Here is a 14,693-nt window from a genome sequence, read left to right as displayed (position 1 = left end):
TTCCCGCACCGTTACCGTAGGGTCGCCATTCATGGCGACCTTTTTTATTCATGGCGGCCAGGTCGATGCCCGCACCGTTAGCGCAACGTCTGCAGCCAGCCCGGCAGCTGCGACAGCAGAAACAGCACCAGGCCAATGGTACCGCCCACCAGCGTGCCGTTGATGCGGATAAACTGCAAATCACGACCAATGTTCAGCTCAATCTGCTGCGACATCTCGCGCGCATCCCAGCTCTTCACCGTATCGCTGATGTGGCGGGTGAGAAAGGTCGCGAACTCCGGTGCGACGCTGCGCGCGGCGTCTTCCAGATGCTGATTCATTGAGGCGCGCAGCGCCTCGTCGGCGGCCAGCGTTTCGCCCAGCCACAGCGCCGCCAGCCGCACCCGCTCCTGCACGCGTGAATCGTCACTGTTAAGGTCGCTCTTCAGCCAGCGGCGCAGGTCCTGCCACAGCTCGCCGATATAGCGGTTAAACGACTCATCCTCTTTCAGCCAGTGCTTGATGGTTTCAGCGCGTTCAGCCATTTCCGGATCGCTTTTCAGCCGCTCAATCAGGCGCTGTACCGCGCGGTTAAAGCCGAGGCGAAACTCGTGGCCCTGATCGCGCGCCACTTCATCCAGTATCGAATCCACCGCATTGGCGACCAGCTCAGCGCTGTGCTCGCCCAGCCATTCAGTCGGCAGCACTTTGGCTTTGATCGGATGCTCGCGCTTCAGCCAGCGCACGATCTGCAGCGCGATAAACTCGCGCGTGCCGGGTTTGTGCAGCAGACGCAGCAGCTGCTGTACGGCGGCGTCCAGCAGTTCCTGATGGCGATTGTTTTTGGTCAGGCTGTCCAGCAGCAGCGCGCTGGACTGCGTCAGGTCGACCTTATCCAGCGCTTTCTGCACCGCACGGCGCAGAAAGCGCTGAATACGCTGATCGTCGGTGAGATCGAGGAAACCGCGCATCACCTGCAGCAGATGGCGGCCAATGCGGTCGGCGTTGCCCGGCGTATTGAGCCACTGCGCCAGCAGCTGCGACGGATCGTGGCGGCGAATCAGTGCCAGCAGCGAATCGGTATCGAGAAACTTCTCCTGCACGAAGCGGCCCAGATTCTCGCCGATGCGATCTTTGTTGCGTGGAATGATCGCCGTATGGCGCGAGATGAACGGCACCGGCACGCGACGAAACAGCGCCACCACCGCAAACCAGTCGGCCAGCGCGCCGACCATCGCCGCTTCGGCAATCGCCTTCAGCCCCAGTACCCAGAAGCTGGGCGGCAGAAACAGCGTCACGACAAAGGTCGCGGCGGCCATCAGCAGCAGCGACAGCGCCAGACGCTTGCTCCGTTTTAATTGTTGATATTTATCCATACCACGATCATAGCAGAGAGCGATTAACGGCGGCGTCCACCGAGCAGGCTGCCCAGCACGCCGCGGATGATCTGATTGGTCACCTGACGCGCCGCGCTTTTCGCCACGCTCTGCACCACGCCGTCACGCTTGCCGCCGCGCGGCCCGGTGCTGCCGAACAGAATCTCTTTCAGCCCGCCCAGAATGCCGTCATCCACCGCCACGCTGTTGCCTTTGCTGGGCGGCGCATCGGCCTGCTGCGGCGCGGTCTGCACGCCCTGCTGCAACATCTCGAACGCCGATTCGCGGTCGACGGCACTGTCGTATTTGCCGTACAGCGGCGAATGGTTGATCAGGCTGTTGCGCTCGTCGGCGCTGGCCGGTCCCATGCGCGAGCCCGGCGCGATCACCATGGCGCGCTGCACCATCGACGGACTGCCTTTCTCATCGAGGAACGAGATCAGTGCTTCGCCGGTGCCCAGCGCCTGAATCGCCTCAACGGTGTCGAACGCCGGATTGGCGCGCATCGTTTCGGCCGCGCTTTTCACCGCTTTCTGATCTTTCGGCGTGAAGGCACGCAGCGCATGCTGCACGCGATTCCCCAACTGACCAAGCACGTTGTCAGGGATATCCGCCGGGTTCTGCGTGACAAAGTACACGCCAACGCCTTTCGAGCGAATCAGGCGAATTACCTGCTCCACTTTCTCCAGCAGCACCGGCGGCGCGTCGTTAAACAGCAGATGCGCTTCGTCAAAGAAGAACACCATCTTCGGTTTGTCCAGATCGCCGGCTTCCGGCAGCTGTTCATACAGTTCCGCCAGCAGCCACAGCAGGCTGGTGGCGTAGAGTTTCGGCTGCTGATAAAGCTTTTCCGCTGCCAGAATATTGATGAAGCCTTTGCCGTCGGCGTCACAGCGCATCCAGTCGCGGATATCCAGCATCGGCTCGCCAAAGAAGTGTTCGGCCCCTTGCTGCTCCAGCGCCAGCAGGCCGCGCTGAATCGCGCCGACCGAGGCGCTGCTGATGTTGCCGTACTGCGTCTGAAACGCTTTGGCGTTATCACCGATGTATTGCGTCATGGCGCGCAGATCTTTGAAGTCCAGCAGCAGCAGGCCCTGATCGTCGGCGATGCGGAAGATGATTTGCAGCACGCCGGACTGTACCTCGTTGAGGCTGAGCAGCCGCGCCAGCAGCAGCGGACCGAGATCGGACACCGTCGCGCGCACCGGATGGCCCTGCTGGCCGAAGATATCCCACAGCATCACCGGATTTTTCTGCGCCTGCCAGTCGGTGACGCCAATCTTCGCCAGCCGCGCCAGCAGCTTTTCCGAGCCGTCGCCCGCGGCCGCAATGCCGGAAAGATCGCCTTTGACATCGGCCATAAACACCGGCACGCCGATGGCGGAAAACGATTCCGCCAGCTTTTGCAGCGTCACGGTTTTACCGGTGCCGGTGGCGCCGGTTATCAGTCCGTGACGGTTGGCCATGGCGGGCAGCAGGTGCAGTTGAAGGTCAGGCGTCTGGGCGATCAGCAGTGGGGTAGTCATGGTGTTTGCGCTCTCCGGCATTGCGTAATGACTCAAAGAATAGCAAGCGGTGCGCGGGAGAGAGAGGGATATTTGGGTGAAAAATAAGGGGAGTTCCGATTGCTGCCCGCGCGATCGGCCCTTCTCCCGCAGGCGGGAGAAGGCTGGAATGAGGGGCAGTGCGTACCGACCTACCTCTTCTCTGCCGCATCGAAAAACAGCAGGCTCACGCCGATGCCCTGCTGCACGTGGCTGACATTATTCCGCACCGCCACCTGCTGTGCGCCCTGCAGCATCACCACGAACGGCGAATCCTGCTGCACGCGCTGTTGCAGCGCGGTATACAGCGCGCGGCGCTGGCTGGCGTCGCTCTCCCCGGCTGCGGCGCGCGTCTGCGCGCTCAGCTCAGGAATCTCCCAGCCGACGCGCCATGCCAGCGTTTTCGAGCCGCCCGGCACGTTATAGGCAAAGGCGCTGGCGTTGGTATTTGGATCCACATAGTCTGCGCCCCAGTAAATAAAGATCGACTGGAAGTCACGGCCGCGCATTTTGCTCCACAGCTCCGATTCCGCCACCGGCTGCAGCTCAATCTGCACGTCGGCTTTGGCAAAGCTGGCCTGCAGCGCCTGCGCCACGTCGATGTACGGCGGCTGATTGATCACCGTCAGCGAAAATTTGCTGCCGGGCCTGATACCGCCCTGTGCCAGGATCGCTTTGGCTTTGGCCACATCGTAATGGAACGGCTGATTCTCCAGCGCGCCGTCAAAGCCCTGCGGCAGGAAGCTCTGGTGAATACGGTACTGGCCTTTCAGCAGATCGCGTGAAATGGCGTTGTAATCCACCAGCCAGCGCGCCGCCTGCCACAGCGCCGGATTACCCAGCGCCGGCTGCGCTTTGTTTTGCGTATTAAACGCCAGGTAATAGACCAGGCTCGACGGGAATGCCTCGATGCGCAGCTGCTGGTCGTTTTTCAGCGCATCGATCTGGTCCGGGCCCAGCTGGTAAGCCACATCGACATCGCCCTGCTGAATCAGCAGGCGGCGTGCACCGGCATCGGCCACGCCTTTCAGCAGGATACGTTTTAACTGCGGCTGCGGGCTGGCGTGCGGATTTGCGCTCAGCACCAGCGCTTGCTGCGGTACATATTGCTGGATGCTGAACGCGCCGCTGCCTGCGGAGTGAGTGTGCAGCCAGCCGTTGCCGCTGTCGTTGGCGGTGATGTGCTGCTGCACGGTTTTGCTGTCCACCACCGAGGCCACCGGCGCGGTCAGCAGGCGCAGCGCCAGATCCTGACCAATCTGCGCCGGCCACTGAATCTCCAGCTGGTGATCGTTTACCGCCCGCAGCTGGCTGGTAATGTTGTCCGCCGTCCAGCCAAACTCAGCGAGAATAAACGACGGGGCTTTATTGAGCTGCACCGCTCGCGTCAGCGAAAACACTACGTCCTGCGCGGTCACCGGGTTACCGCTGGCGAAATGCGCATCCGGTTTCAGGTTGAACACCAGGCTGTGCGGCGTGCTGCCGGGCTGCCATGAGGTGGCGAGCAGCGGCGCCAGTTTTTGTGGCGCATCGCGATCGGCCTCTACCAGCGTCTGATAAATGTTGCGCTGCACGCTGTTGCTGACGGTCTCAAAACTTTCTGCCGGGTCGAAGCTGATAATGCCGTCGAGCGGCACGGCCACCACCAGCGTGTCTTTTGGCGTGGCGGCCTGCAGGGCAAAGGCGCTGCTGAATAAGGTGAAGAACAACAAGAGTGCTCGCATCATAATTATCCTGAGTGATTGATTCAGCGACTTTATCGCTGTCGCGCTGCAGGCTAAATGCCGTTTTGTTCTGAGCTGTGCCGGAAATAACAATTAATACCGTAAATTAACTAACGGCGCTATTTTTGTGCGCGCGCTGTCATATTCAGGAAATAAACTGGTCAGGCGTTGCTCATTTAGCCAGTAGGCTGTTATTGATAAGAATAAGCCCTGGTATGGAAGTATTATTTTTTCTGATTAATTAAGCTGAGCGACTATTTCTCACGCCGATTTGTTTCAGTCATTTGCCCAGTCTCTGGCGCTAATCTCCTGGCATTTGTACGGTTAAAAGCGCAATTCCCGCTGCGAAAGCGCGTCCACAGCGCATGGCGACTTTTCGTCAGGTTGATGGTTTCTCATCAAAACACATTTCTAATTTAATGCTTACATCCTGAAATATCTGTATCCATAAGATTGCCAGCTTGTTTGCCGATTTATAAATCTATTAACAAAAATAATTCCCTTTCTTAGCAAGTGAGAGTCGTCGCGCCATGCTTTTAGAAAAACCGACCACCAGACGTAAGTTTTTACTTGGGTCGTTGCTGGCTTTGCCATTAAGCGACCTGGTATTAAAAGGACTGACTGCAGCCCAGGCTGCGGAAATGGCAGCACCGGACCTTGCCGACTATAAACCGATCTTTTTTAGCGCTGAGGAGTGGCAATTTATTCTGGCCGCGACCGATCGCCTGATCCCTGCCGGTGGCAACGGCAAAGCGCCGGGTGCGCTGGAAACCAACGTACCAATCTTCATTGACCAGCAGCTGCACAGCCCGGAGTTCGGCGCAGAGATCTACCTGCAGGGGCCGTTTGACGTGCACGCGCCCGCCACCATGGGCTATCAGATCCCGTTCACGCCGCAGCAGATGTATCGCACCGGCATCAAACTGGTGGAGCAGTGGACGCAGAGCACCTACCACAAAGCGTTCTCGCAGCTGACGCTGGCAGAGAAAGACGCGGTGCTGACCAAAGTGAATAAAAACGACGGTATCGACTTCGCCGCGCTGGGCGAACCGAACCTGAAAGCCTCGCAGTTCTTCAGCCAGCTGCTTTCCGATACTAAACACGGCTACCTCGCTGACCCGATGTACGGCGGCAACAAAGGCATGAAAGCCTGGATCGCCATCGGCTTCCCGGGGGCACGCGCCAGCTTCACCGAGTGGGTGAAGCAGCACAACGTGCCGTATCCGCTCGGACCGGTCAGCCTGATGGGCGAACGCGCCTGAATCCCCGTATTTGGTATGTGAGACAGAAAAACATGGCACAGATTACAAAGAAAGAAGTCGACGTCGTGGTGTGCGGCCTCGGCTGGGCCGGCTCGCTGATGAGTATCGAGCTGGCAATGGCCGGACTGGACGTGCGCGCCCTTGAGCGCGGCGGCGAGCGCGACTACCCGGATTTCGCTTACCCGAAACCGGCCGATGAGTACGCCTATAACGTGCGCAACAAAGTGTTCGCCACGCCAAAAGAAGTGGCGGTCACCGTGCGTTACAACATGGACCAGACGGCGTTGCCAACCCGCAAATGGGGCGCATTTGCTCCAGGTACCGGCGTCGGCGGCGCGGGCATGCACTGGACGGCGGTACTGATTCGCCCGACGCCGACTGATATCAAACTGAAAACCTATGTCGATCAGGCGTATAAGCCCGGCATCCTGCAGGATGACATGCGCGTGATGGATTTCCCGTTCACCTGGGATGAGATCGAGCCGTATTTCTACAAGTTTGAGCTGATTTGCGGCCAGTCAGGCACCACCGGTAACCTGCGCGGGCAGATCCTGGAAGGCGGCGATCCGTTTGAAGGACCGCGTTCCGAGCCGTATCCGCTGCCGGCGCTGGACGATACGCTGAACAACGTGATGTTCAAAGAGGCAGCGAAGAAGCTCGGCTATCATCCGTTCCCGAACCCGTCAGCCTGCGTCTCGCGCGCGTGGAAAAACCCGTACGGCAACCAGATCGCTCCCTGCAACTACTGCGGCTACTGCTCGAAATATCCGTGCCTGAACTACTCAAAAGCCTCGCCGCAGACGGCGGTGATGGATGCTCTGAAGCGCATGCCGAACTTCTCCTATGAAGTGCACGCGGAAGTGTACAAAGTGGTGCTGCACGACGACGGCAAAACTGCGAAAGGCGTGCTCTATTTCGATGCCGACGGCAACGAAGTGTTCCAGCCGGCGAAGATTGTGGTGCTCTCCAGCTTCCAGTTGTACAACGTGCGCCTGATGCTGCTGTCCGGCATCGGCAAGCCCTACAACCCGATTACCGAAGAGGGTGTCGTCGGGCGTAACTATGCGTTTCTGTCCAACGGCGGCGCCACGCTGTTCTTCAAAGACAAGAACTTCAATGCCTTCGCCACCGCTGGCGCGACCGGTCAGATGTTTAACGACATCTCGCCCGGCAACTTCGACGGTCCGGGACTTGGCTTCCTGGGCGGCGCCAAAATCCACAGTTCGCAGGCAACCGGTACGCCGATTGGCACCGCGCTGCCGAAAGGCACACCGAGCTGGGGCATGGGGTACAAAGAGGGGCTGGAGCAGTGGTACAACCATTCGATGAAGATCAGTATTACCACCACCTGCCAGTCGTACCGCGATATCTATCTGGATCTGGATCCGCACTACACCGACCATCGCGGTCAGCCGCTGCTGCGCATGACCTTTAACTGGAAACAGAACGAGCTCAAGCTGCAGCAACACCTGAAAGGCATCGTTGGCGATATCGCCAAAGAGCTGAATCCGGACAGCATGAGCATGAGCTTCCTGCCGATGGGCGCTGACTTTGACCTGACCAAATACGTCTCTACCCACAACGTGGGCGGCGCGGTGATGGGCGACAACCCGAAAACCTCGGCGCTGAACAAGTACCTGCAAAGCTGGGATGTGCACAACGTGTTTGTGCCGGGCGGTAACGCCTTCCCGCAGAACTTCCAGGCGAACCCGACCGACACCATCGGCGCGATTACCCTGATGGCGGCGCAGGCTATCAAAGAGCACTATTTGCAGAATCCCGGCCCACTGGTACAGGCATAAGCACATGAAATTTAAATCATTGTTAATCGCTCACGCGGTGCTGCTGGCAAGCTGTGCGGTGCAGGCAGCAGATGACGCATCACTGATTAAAAAGGGCGAGTATCTGGCGCGCCTCGGCGACTGCATGGCGTGCCACACCGTGGCGGGCAAAGCGGATTACGCTGGCGGGCTGGCGATTGAGTCGAACCTCGGCACCATTTACTCCACCAATATCACGCCGGATAAACAGCACGGCATCGGCAACTACAGCGAGCAGCAGTTCTCGGACGCGGTGCGCAAAGGCGTGCTGCCGGACGGCTCGCGCCTTTACCCGGCGATGCCGTACCCGGATTACGCCAAAATCAGCGATGAAGACCTGCACGCGCTGTACGTCTACTTCATGCAGGGCGTGAAGCCGGATAGCGCGCAGCCGCCGGAAACAAAGCTGAGTTTCCCGTTCAGCCAGCGCTGGGGCATGCGTTTCTGGAACTGGGCGTTTACCTCGGACAAACCGTTCCAGCCGATTGGCGGCGCGTCAGCGGAGGTTAATCGCGGGGCTTACATCGTGGAAAGCCTCGGCCACTGCGGCAGCTGCCACACGCCGCGCGGCCTCGGCATGAACGAGAAGGCGCTGGACAGCAGCGACGATCGCTTCCTCGCCGGCGGCAGCCTGAATAAGTGGGAGGTGCCGTCGCTGCGCGGAGTGCCACGCTGGAGCGAGCAGGAGATTGTCGATTATCTGCAAACCGGACGTAACGATAAAGCCGCGGTGGGCGGCGAAATGACGTCGGTGGTGGAGCACTCCAGCTCGCACATGACGGATGCCGATCTGCAGGCGATTGCCGCTTACCTGAAGTTCCTCGGCGGCAATCCGCCGCTGCAGGCGTACGACGTGCAGGCGCAGCAGAAGACCGAAGCGAAGCTGACGGCGGCGAAGAATCTGTCCGAAGGCGAGCGTCTGTATCTCGACAACTGCGGTGCCTGTCACTTTGTCACCGGCAAAGGCGCACCGGGCATCTTCCCGGAACTGGATCAGGCCACTATCGTCAATGCGCAGGATCCCAGCGGGTTGATTCACACCATTCTGGGCGGTGCGCAGCAGCCCTCAACGGAGAAAGCACCGTCGACGCTGGCGATGCCGCCGTTTGCGTATCGTCTGACCGATGATGAAGTGGCGCAGCTGGCCACCTTTATTCGTCAGGGCTGGAGCAACCACGCGCCGGCAGTGACGAAAGAACAGGTGGCGGATGTGCGGAAAACGCTGCACTAAAACGTAGCGGCGCGACCTGTCGCGCTGTCCTGATGGCAATGCCCGGCGTCGCGTGATGTCGGGCATTGCGCGATGAACCGCGCCGCTAGCGTACGGTGCGATTTTTTATTTTTAATGAAACGTGTGCGCCACTTCCAGCACGCCGTTGATGACAAACTGCACGCCCATACACACCAGTAAAAAGCCCATCAGGCGCGAAATTGCTTCGATGCCGCCTTTGCCGACCAGCTTCATGATGGCGCCGGAGCTGCGCAGCGAAATCCATAAAATCACCGCCACCGCCAGGAACGTCAGCACCGGCGCGATGGCTACCACCCACGCGGGGAAATCGACGCCGGCTTTCACCGTCGAGGCCGAACTGATGATCATCGCGATGGTACCCGGTCCGGCGGTGCTCGGCATTGCCAGCGGCACAAAGGCGATATTCACCGTTTCGCGCGGGTCGTCGCTGGCGTCGAGTTCATCCAGCTTGTGTTTGGCCTCCACCGAATGCCCGACCGGTTTGGCGGGAAACAGCATGCGAAAGCCGATAAAGGCGACGATCAGCCCGCCGGCCATGCGCAGGCCGGGAATGGAGATACCAAAGGTGTGCAGCACCGCGTTACCGGCGTACCAGGCGACCATCATAATCAGGAACACGTAGATCGACGCCTGCAGCGCCTGGCGATTACGTTCCTGAAAGTTCATGTCACCCGCGAGGCCGAGAAACAGCGCCACGGTGGTTAACGGGTTAGCAAGCGGCAAAATCACCACCAGGCCGAGCCCGATGGCTTTGAACAGTTCCAGCATGATTTATTCCACATCCAGGTGCGCCCATGATGGCGCGGTTAACAGGCACAGCATTCAGACGCGCTCTTATTGCACCCAACCCGTAGCGGCGCAATTTATTGCGCATCAGACAGCGATGCGGCTGTCCAGGGCGCGCGAAAAATCGCGCCGCTACAGAATGTGCGATGAACGGGGCAGAATCATTCATCTGCATTCCCCGTCGCGGCGTAAAGCAGCATCAATGCTTCGGCGTTTCCATTGCTTCCAGCAGCTCGGGGAAAAAATCTTCCAGCAGATCCGGCGTCATCAGCTCGGGATAATGAATCAAATGCTCGCGAATGCGCTCATTCACGTCGGGCAGCAGGCGCTGAGCGGCGTCGCTGGCGCTGATTTTCTTCTGCTTCATCAGGCGCAGCACGTTATCCGGCAGGTTATCCTCATCTTCCTCGCTCTCCACGCCTTCCAGATCGTCCAGCTCATCCAGCAACTCCATCAGCGCTTCAATCTGCGGCGTGCGTGACTGATACTCTGCCGGCTTCTCGTTCTCCAGATAGCGCAGCAGCGCGCGCACCGGCGAGCCGTCTGGCGTGGCGGGCGGTTCACTGGCGAACCAGCTGAGCAGCGCATGCTGGCTCACCTGATGCACGTGATAACCGTTGTCCACCAGCTCATCGGCGAGGATATCGGCGGTATCGTGCTCAATCAGGCAAATGTGGGTGCGACCCGGCGTGAACTGCTCCAGCCACTGATAAATCTCCTCAATCACGCTGTCGGCGTAATGAAACGTCTGGCTGAGGTAGCTGTCATCCGGCTGGTGAACGCAGATGCGAATCAGGTCGGGATCGAAGTAAATCGCAATGTTGATGCCTTTCATGCGCGGTGTCCTGTGTGGTGCAAAACTTCACTATAGCGTCAGGGCGCGCAGAAAAACATGCTATCGCCAGCAGCCGCAGCCACTGACGATAAAAATTACCGCAAATCAGCACGATCCAGCCCGTAAGCGCTGTCGAGCGCGCCGGGTGCCATCTGCGACAGGATCATCAGCCGGTTCCAGGTATTGATCACCGCGATCTTAAAGGTCAGCTCGCTGATCTCCACCTCAGAGAAGTGTGCGCGCAGCTCGCCGTACAGCGCCTCGTCAACGCCGTGCTCGCCAATGCGCGTCAGCGCTTCGGTCAGGGCAAAGGCAGTTTTCTCACGCGCGCTGAACAGCGGCGATTCACGCCAGATCGCCACATGGTGCAGCCGCAGCTCGTGCTCGCCGTCAATCGCCGCCTGCTTGATGTGCATATCGAGGCAGAACGCGCAGTGGTTGAGCTGCGAGGCGCGGATATCCACCAGATGCCTGAGCGACTTCTCCAGCGACGCGCTGGCGACGCTGTTCGACAGATCCGACATCGCTTTGGCCAGCGCCGGGGTGGTTTTGAAATGGTTAACGCGTTGAGTCATGATTTTCCTCCGTCAGAACAGACGTTCAATGGTTTCGAGTGCTTCGGGTAACGCGCGGGCACGGCTGAGCGGGTCGTGCGTGCCGTCGACGCGGATAAACTGCACATCGCTGATGCCGATGTACGCCAGCGCCGCGCACACGTACGGCGTGAACTGGTCATCCTGCATAAAGGGCCCGTGGGCAAACACGCTGCCGCTGGCCATCACGCAGTAAACTTTCTTGCCGCTCACCAGCCCGACTTTGGTGCCTTCGGGCGTAAAGGCGAAGGTACGGCCGGCGCGGGTAATATGGTCGAACCAGGCTTTCAGCACCGACGGCAGCCCGAGGTTCCACATCGGCGATGAGATAACCAGGGTGTCGCAGGCAAACAGCTGATCCACCAGCTGTTCCGAGGTGCGAATGGCATTGCGCTGCGCTTCATCACGCGCCTCCGCTGGGGTAAAAAAAGCCCTGATGGTAAAGGCATCCAGATGCGGCAGCGGCTGTTGCGCCAGATCCAGCACCGTTTCGTGCAGATCGTGATGGCGGCTGCGCAGTTTTTCGATCAGACGCGCCGAGGCGATGCGCGACGCCGATCCCGCCAGATCCGGGCTGACTTTAATATGCAGCACATTCATGCAGTGATTCCTCATACGATAGGGCGATAAAAATGCAGGCCGAGCGCCTGATAGCCGCAGTGCTGATAAAACGCCTGCGCCCGGGTATTACTGATTGCGGTGTCCAGCACCATGCGGGTGCAGCCATACTCACGCGCCAGCACCGCTAAGCCGTCGAGCAGCGCGGCGCCGAAGCCCTGACCGCGCAGCGCGGGATCGCTCACCAGGTCATCGACGTAGCAGAAGCTGCCATGGATAAAATTCTCCAGCAGGCGATAACCGGCCAGCACCGCCGGCTGTCCCTGATGTTCGATACCGGCGAGGCGATAGCCCTGCGCCTGCTGACGCTGCGCCTGGGCGATAAACTGCGCCTTATCCGCCAGCCGCCCGCGCAGCGCACGCATCAGCGGGTAGCAGCGCGCGAGTTGTTCTTCGGTGGCGTAATGCACAATCTTCATGGCTGTCATCCGTATTGCGGGGGGAATGCCTGCATCTTAAACTGCTATGTCTGAGCGAAAAGGGCCATTATGCGTGAAAACAGGTAGGACATAGTGCAGTGGCTGAGAAAGGAGTGACGCGTGGGTTACAAAGAGATTTACCAGCGCTTCCGGCAGCAGATTCTTGCCGGACAGCTCCGGCCGGGCGATCGCGTACCGGCGATCCGCGTGCTGGCGAGCGAGCTGCAGGTGGCGCGTAAAACGGTTGAGGCCGCCTATGAAATCCTCATCGGCGAAGGCTATTTTGTCAGCCAGGGCGCGAAGGGCACGCGTGTCAATCCGCAGCTGAAGCTGGCGAGCGCAGCCACGCCACCGCGCGCACCGGCGACGACGCCCGCGCTGCTGCCGGTGACCGAGGGCAAAGGCGAGCTGCGGCTCGGCATCCCGGCGCTGGACGAGTTTCCGCATAAAAAGTGGCGGCTGCTGTCGGCGAAAGCGGCGCGCAGCCTGCGGCCGGACGAGATGATGATACCGCCGGTGATGGGATATGCGCCGCTGCGGGCGGCCATCGCCAGCTACCTGAACATTTCACGCGGCCTCAACTGCCAGCCGGAGCAGATCTTCATCACCAGCGGCTACCGCGCCAACCTGCGGCTGATTCTGGCGGTGCTGGCGCAGCCGGGCGACAAAGTGCTGTTCGAAGATCCCGGCTACTTCTTTGGCCAGCAGCTGCTGAAGCGCATCGCACCCAACCTGCACTATGTGCCGGTGGATGGGCAGGGTGTCGACGTGGATTATCTGCTGCGCTATCACGCCGATGCGCGCTTTGCAGTGGTGACGCCAACGCACCAGAGTCCGCTGGCGGTCAGCCTGTCGCTGCCGCGCAAGCATCAGCTGCTGGCGTGGGCGCAGCAGCATGACAGCTGGATTATTGAGGATGATTACGACGGCGAATTTCACTACACGCGTAAGGTGATTCCGGCGCTGAAAAGCCTGGATGTGCACGACCGGGTTATCTACACCGGCACCTTCAGCAAAACCATGATGCCGGCGATGCGCATCGGCTATCTGGTGATGCCGCAGCACACGCTGGCACAGTTCGGCGAGCTGGGCGAGATTCTGGAAACCGGCCTGCCGCTGCTGCCGCAGAAAATCCTCGCGCAGTTCCTCAGCGAAGGGCATTTTTATCGCCACATAAAGAAGATGCGCATCCTGTATCAGCAGCGCCGCCGCATGATGCTGGAGGCCATCGAAGCCAGCTTTCCGGGGCTGTTTACCTTTGAGCTGACCGACGGCGGTATGCACATCGTGGCGTTTCTGCGGCGCGGCACCCAGGACGTGGCGCTGGCGACGCTGTGGGCGCAGCAGGCGCTATACGTGCGGCCGCTGTCGGGCTGGTACGCGCAGACGCAAAAGCGCTATGGCCTGGTGATTGGCTACACCAATATTCAGTCGTTTGAACAGGCAAGGGCGCTGCTGGCGCGGGTGGCGGATGCGACGCGGACGTTGCTGGCGGTATAGCGGCAGTGTGGGGAGAAGAGGGCGCGGGGGACAGCCCGCGCCGGCTGGCATAAGGTGAGCGGCGATTCAGACGGCAGGAAGGCGGCCCCTGAACCCGCGCGAAGGAATCACATGCCGATGTATTTTTTGCCCTGCTTCAGCACTACATCGCAGGCTTTGGTTTTCAGCTTCTCACCCATCGGCGAGTTGCTCAGGCTCTGCAGATTCAGCTGCTGACCATTGCCGGTGTTCAGCATGCCCTGCAGCCCCTGCTGGTAATCGGTTTTCTGCTGCTGCGCGGTGGTGCTGCTCAGGCCCAGCTTGCTCAGCACCTGATCTTTCACCGACTTCACGTTGTTATCCACCACGTTGTGCTGCACGCAATATTCCATCACGCCGGCGGCGTTGGTCATGCTGTTGGCGCTCACCGCTTTATCGCCGCCGTTCAGCAGGCCGCTGAGCGAAGAGAGCGACAGTCCGCCGTTCTGCGTGTTGCTGGTGGCGGTGTTGCCGCTGTTCTGCTGCGACAGCTGCGATGCGGCGCTGCTCAGCTGATCCTGCCAGCTCGCCGCCGATGCGCTACCGGCCACCAGTGCCGCCGCGATACCCCATCCCCAAACTAACCGTTGTGTTGCTTTTTTCATCTCAACCTCGTTGTGCTTATACGTCTGACTGCGTCAGTTGTGGTTAAGAGGCATGTGGCGGCAGAAAGTTCCGGAGAAGTGGCCGCCGCGCGCGAGTTTGGGAGTGTTCCGGAGGCGACTGCCGGGGTTTTGCGCAGCGTTTTTGGCAGCGCTGCTTTTTTCGACGCTTAGCGCACATCCCCATCGATTCCGGTTGCGCCGCAAGCGCGTAACGGTATAATCGCCCACGTTTTCCGCATCCTCTTCAGTGCCGAAGTGGCGAAATCGGTAGACGCAGTTGATTCAAAATCAACCGTAGAAATACGTGCCGGTTCGAGTCCGGCCTTCGGCACCAAGACTCATCTAACCTATTGTTTTAAAAC

Annotated in this window: 13 protein-coding genes and 1 tRNA gene; 5 read left to right on the top strand and 9 right to left on the bottom strand. The window is 59.8% G+C overall.

Annotated features, from left to right (window positions below; genetic code table 11):
* Window positions 1-77: 77 nt before the first annotated feature.
* The 3 genes from MXF20_RS11815 to MXF20_RS11805 all read right to left on the bottom strand — a co-directional run bounded on the left by MXF20_RS11815 (window position 78) and on the right by MXF20_RS11805 (window position 4,626).
* Entirely contained in the window at window positions 78-1,355 is a 1,278-nt protein-coding gene (locus MXF20_RS11815; RefSeq protein ID WP_325969525.1) for a DUF445 domain-containing protein, read from the bottom strand.
* A 23-nt stretch (window positions 1,356-1,378) separates the two neighbouring features.
* The gene (locus MXF20_RS11810; protein WP_325969524.1) at window positions 1,379-2,881 is read right to left on the bottom strand and encodes a DUF853 domain-containing protein; all 1,503 of its coding nucleotides are present in this window, start codon (window positions 2,879-2,881) and stop codon (window positions 1,379-1,381) included.
* A 170-nt stretch (window positions 2,882-3,051) separates the two neighbouring features.
* Window positions 3,052-4,626 (bottom strand): ABC transporter substrate-binding protein, encoded by a 1,575-nt coding sequence (locus MXF20_RS11805; RefSeq protein WP_418936850.1) that lies wholly within the window; start codon window positions 4,624-4,626, stop codon window positions 3,052-3,054.
* A 527-nt stretch (window positions 4,627-5,153) separates the two neighbouring features.
* On the opposite strand from MXF20_RS11805, the gene MXF20_RS11800 reads away from it, so the two are divergent.
* The 3 genes from MXF20_RS11800 to MXF20_RS11790 are packed head-to-tail and all read left to right on the top strand — an operon-like array spanning window position 5,154 to window position 8,936.
* Window positions 5,154-5,885, top strand: coding sequence for a gluconate 2-dehydrogenase subunit 3 family protein (locus MXF20_RS11800; RefSeq protein ID WP_031279537.1), 732 nt, complete (start codon window positions 5,154-5,156; stop codon window positions 5,883-5,885).
* Between the two features lie 32 nt (window positions 5,886-5,917).
* Complete coding sequence (locus MXF20_RS11795) at window positions 5,918-7,687, top strand: GMC family oxidoreductase (protein WP_021506726.1); 1,770 nt, start codon at window positions 5,918-5,920, stop codon at window positions 7,685-7,687.
* A gap of 4 nt (window positions 7,688-7,691) precedes the next feature.
* Window positions 7,692-8,936: a cytochrome c gene (locus MXF20_RS11790; RefSeq protein WP_325969523.1), complete on the top strand. Its 1,245-nt coding sequence runs from the start codon at window positions 7,692-7,694 to the stop codon at window positions 8,934-8,936.
* Between the two features lie 111 nt (window positions 8,937-9,047).
* On the opposite strand, the gene MXF20_RS11785 is transcribed toward MXF20_RS11790, so the two are convergent.
* From MXF20_RS11785 to MXF20_RS11765, 5 genes are all read right to left on the bottom strand, one after another.
* On the bottom strand, window positions 9,048-9,725 hold the full coding sequence (locus MXF20_RS11785) for a MarC family NAAT transporter (protein WP_021506728.1): 678 nt from the start codon (window positions 9,723-9,725) through the stop codon (window positions 9,048-9,050).
* Window positions 9,726-9,942: 217 nt separating this feature from the next.
* Window positions 9,943-10,578 (bottom strand): hypothetical protein, encoded by a 636-nt coding sequence (locus tag MXF20_RS11780; protein ID WP_021506729.1) that lies wholly within the window; start codon window positions 10,576-10,578, stop codon window positions 9,943-9,945.
* 95 nt (window positions 10,579-10,673) lie between these two features.
* A complete protein-coding gene (locus MXF20_RS11775; protein WP_021506730.1) occupies window positions 10,674-11,153 on the bottom strand; it encodes a carboxymuconolactone decarboxylase family protein in 480 nt (159 codons plus the stop codon).
* A 12-nt stretch (window positions 11,154-11,165) separates the two neighbouring features.
* On the bottom strand, window positions 11,166-11,771 hold the full coding sequence (locus MXF20_RS11770; protein WP_325969522.1) for an FMN-dependent NADH-azoreductase: 606 nt from the start codon (window positions 11,769-11,771) through the stop codon (window positions 11,166-11,168).
* 11 nt (window positions 11,772-11,782) lie between these two features.
* Entirely contained in the window at window positions 11,783-12,208 is a 426-nt protein-coding gene (locus MXF20_RS11765; RefSeq protein WP_325969520.1) for a GNAT family N-acetyltransferase, read from the bottom strand.
* Between the two features lie 120 nt (window positions 12,209-12,328).
* Here MXF20_RS11765 and MXF20_RS11760 point away from each other — a divergent pair, with 120 nt between their 5' ends.
* Entirely contained in the window at window positions 12,329-13,708 is a 1,380-nt protein-coding gene (locus MXF20_RS11760) for a PLP-dependent aminotransferase family protein (protein WP_325969519.1), read from the top strand.
* 107 nt (window positions 13,709-13,815) lie between these two features.
* On the opposite strand, the gene MXF20_RS11755 is transcribed toward MXF20_RS11760, so the two are convergent.
* Window positions 13,816-14,331, bottom strand: a complete 516-nt coding sequence (locus MXF20_RS11755) for a DUF2501 domain-containing protein (RefSeq protein WP_325969517.1) — start codon at window positions 14,329-14,331, stop codon at window positions 13,816-13,818.
* Window positions 14,332-14,580: 249 nt separating this feature from the next.
* Here MXF20_RS11755 and MXF20_RS11750 point away from each other — a divergent pair.
* Window positions 14,581-14,665, top strand: a tRNA-Leu gene (locus tag MXF20_RS11750).
* The last annotated feature ends 28 nt before the right edge of the window (window positions 14,666-14,693 follow it).

It is taken from the genome of Pantoea dispersa, from assembly GCF_035783935.1.
Lineage (GTDB): Bacteria > Pseudomonadota > Gammaproteobacteria > Enterobacterales > Enterobacteriaceae > Pantoea > Pantoea dispersa_C.
The sequence above is the reverse complement of the archived record's forward strand: the minus strand, read 5'-3'. Positions and strand labels throughout refer to the sequence as shown.

Coding starts and splice junctions, on each gene's coding strand:
- MXF20_RS11815 (WP_325969525.1), bottom strand. CDS start 1,355: ATGGATAAATATCAACAATTAAAACGGAGCAAGCGTCTGGCGCTGTCG.
- MXF20_RS11810 (WP_325969524.1), bottom strand. CDS start 2,881: ATGACTACCCCACTGCTGATCGCCCAGACGCCTGACCTTCAACTGCAC.
- MXF20_RS11805 (WP_418936850.1), bottom strand. CDS start 4,626: ATGATGCGAGCACTCTTGTTGTTCTTCACCTTATTCAGCAGCGCCTTT.
- MXF20_RS11800 (WP_031279537.1), top strand. CDS start 5,154: ATGCTTTTAGAAAAACCGACCACCAGACGTAAGTTTTTACTTGGGTCG.
- MXF20_RS11795 (WP_021506726.1), top strand. CDS start 5,918: ATGGCACAGATTACAAAGAAAGAAGTCGACGTCGTGGTGTGCGGCCTC.
- MXF20_RS11790 (WP_325969523.1), top strand. CDS start 7,692: ATGAAATTTAAATCATTGTTAATCGCTCACGCGGTGCTGCTGGCAAGC.
- MXF20_RS11785 (WP_021506728.1), bottom strand. CDS start 9,725: ATGCTGGAACTGTTCAAAGCCATCGGGCTCGGCCTGGTGGTGATTTTG.
- MXF20_RS11780 (WP_021506729.1), bottom strand. CDS start 10,578: ATGAAAGGCATCAACATTGCGATTTACTTCGATCCCGACCTGATTCGC.
- MXF20_RS11775 (WP_021506730.1), bottom strand. CDS start 11,153: ATGACTCAACGCGTTAACCATTTCAAAACCACCCCGGCGCTGGCCAAA.
- MXF20_RS11770 (WP_325969522.1), bottom strand. CDS start 11,771: ATGAATGTGCTGCATATTAAAGTCAGCCCGGATCTGGCGGGATCGGCG.
- MXF20_RS11765 (WP_325969520.1), bottom strand. CDS start 12,208: ATGAAGATTGTGCATTACGCCACCGAAGAACAACTCGCGCGCTGCTAC.
- MXF20_RS11755 (WP_325969517.1), bottom strand. CDS start 14,331: ATGAAAAAAGCAACACAACGGTTAGTTTGGGGATGGGGTATCGCGGCG.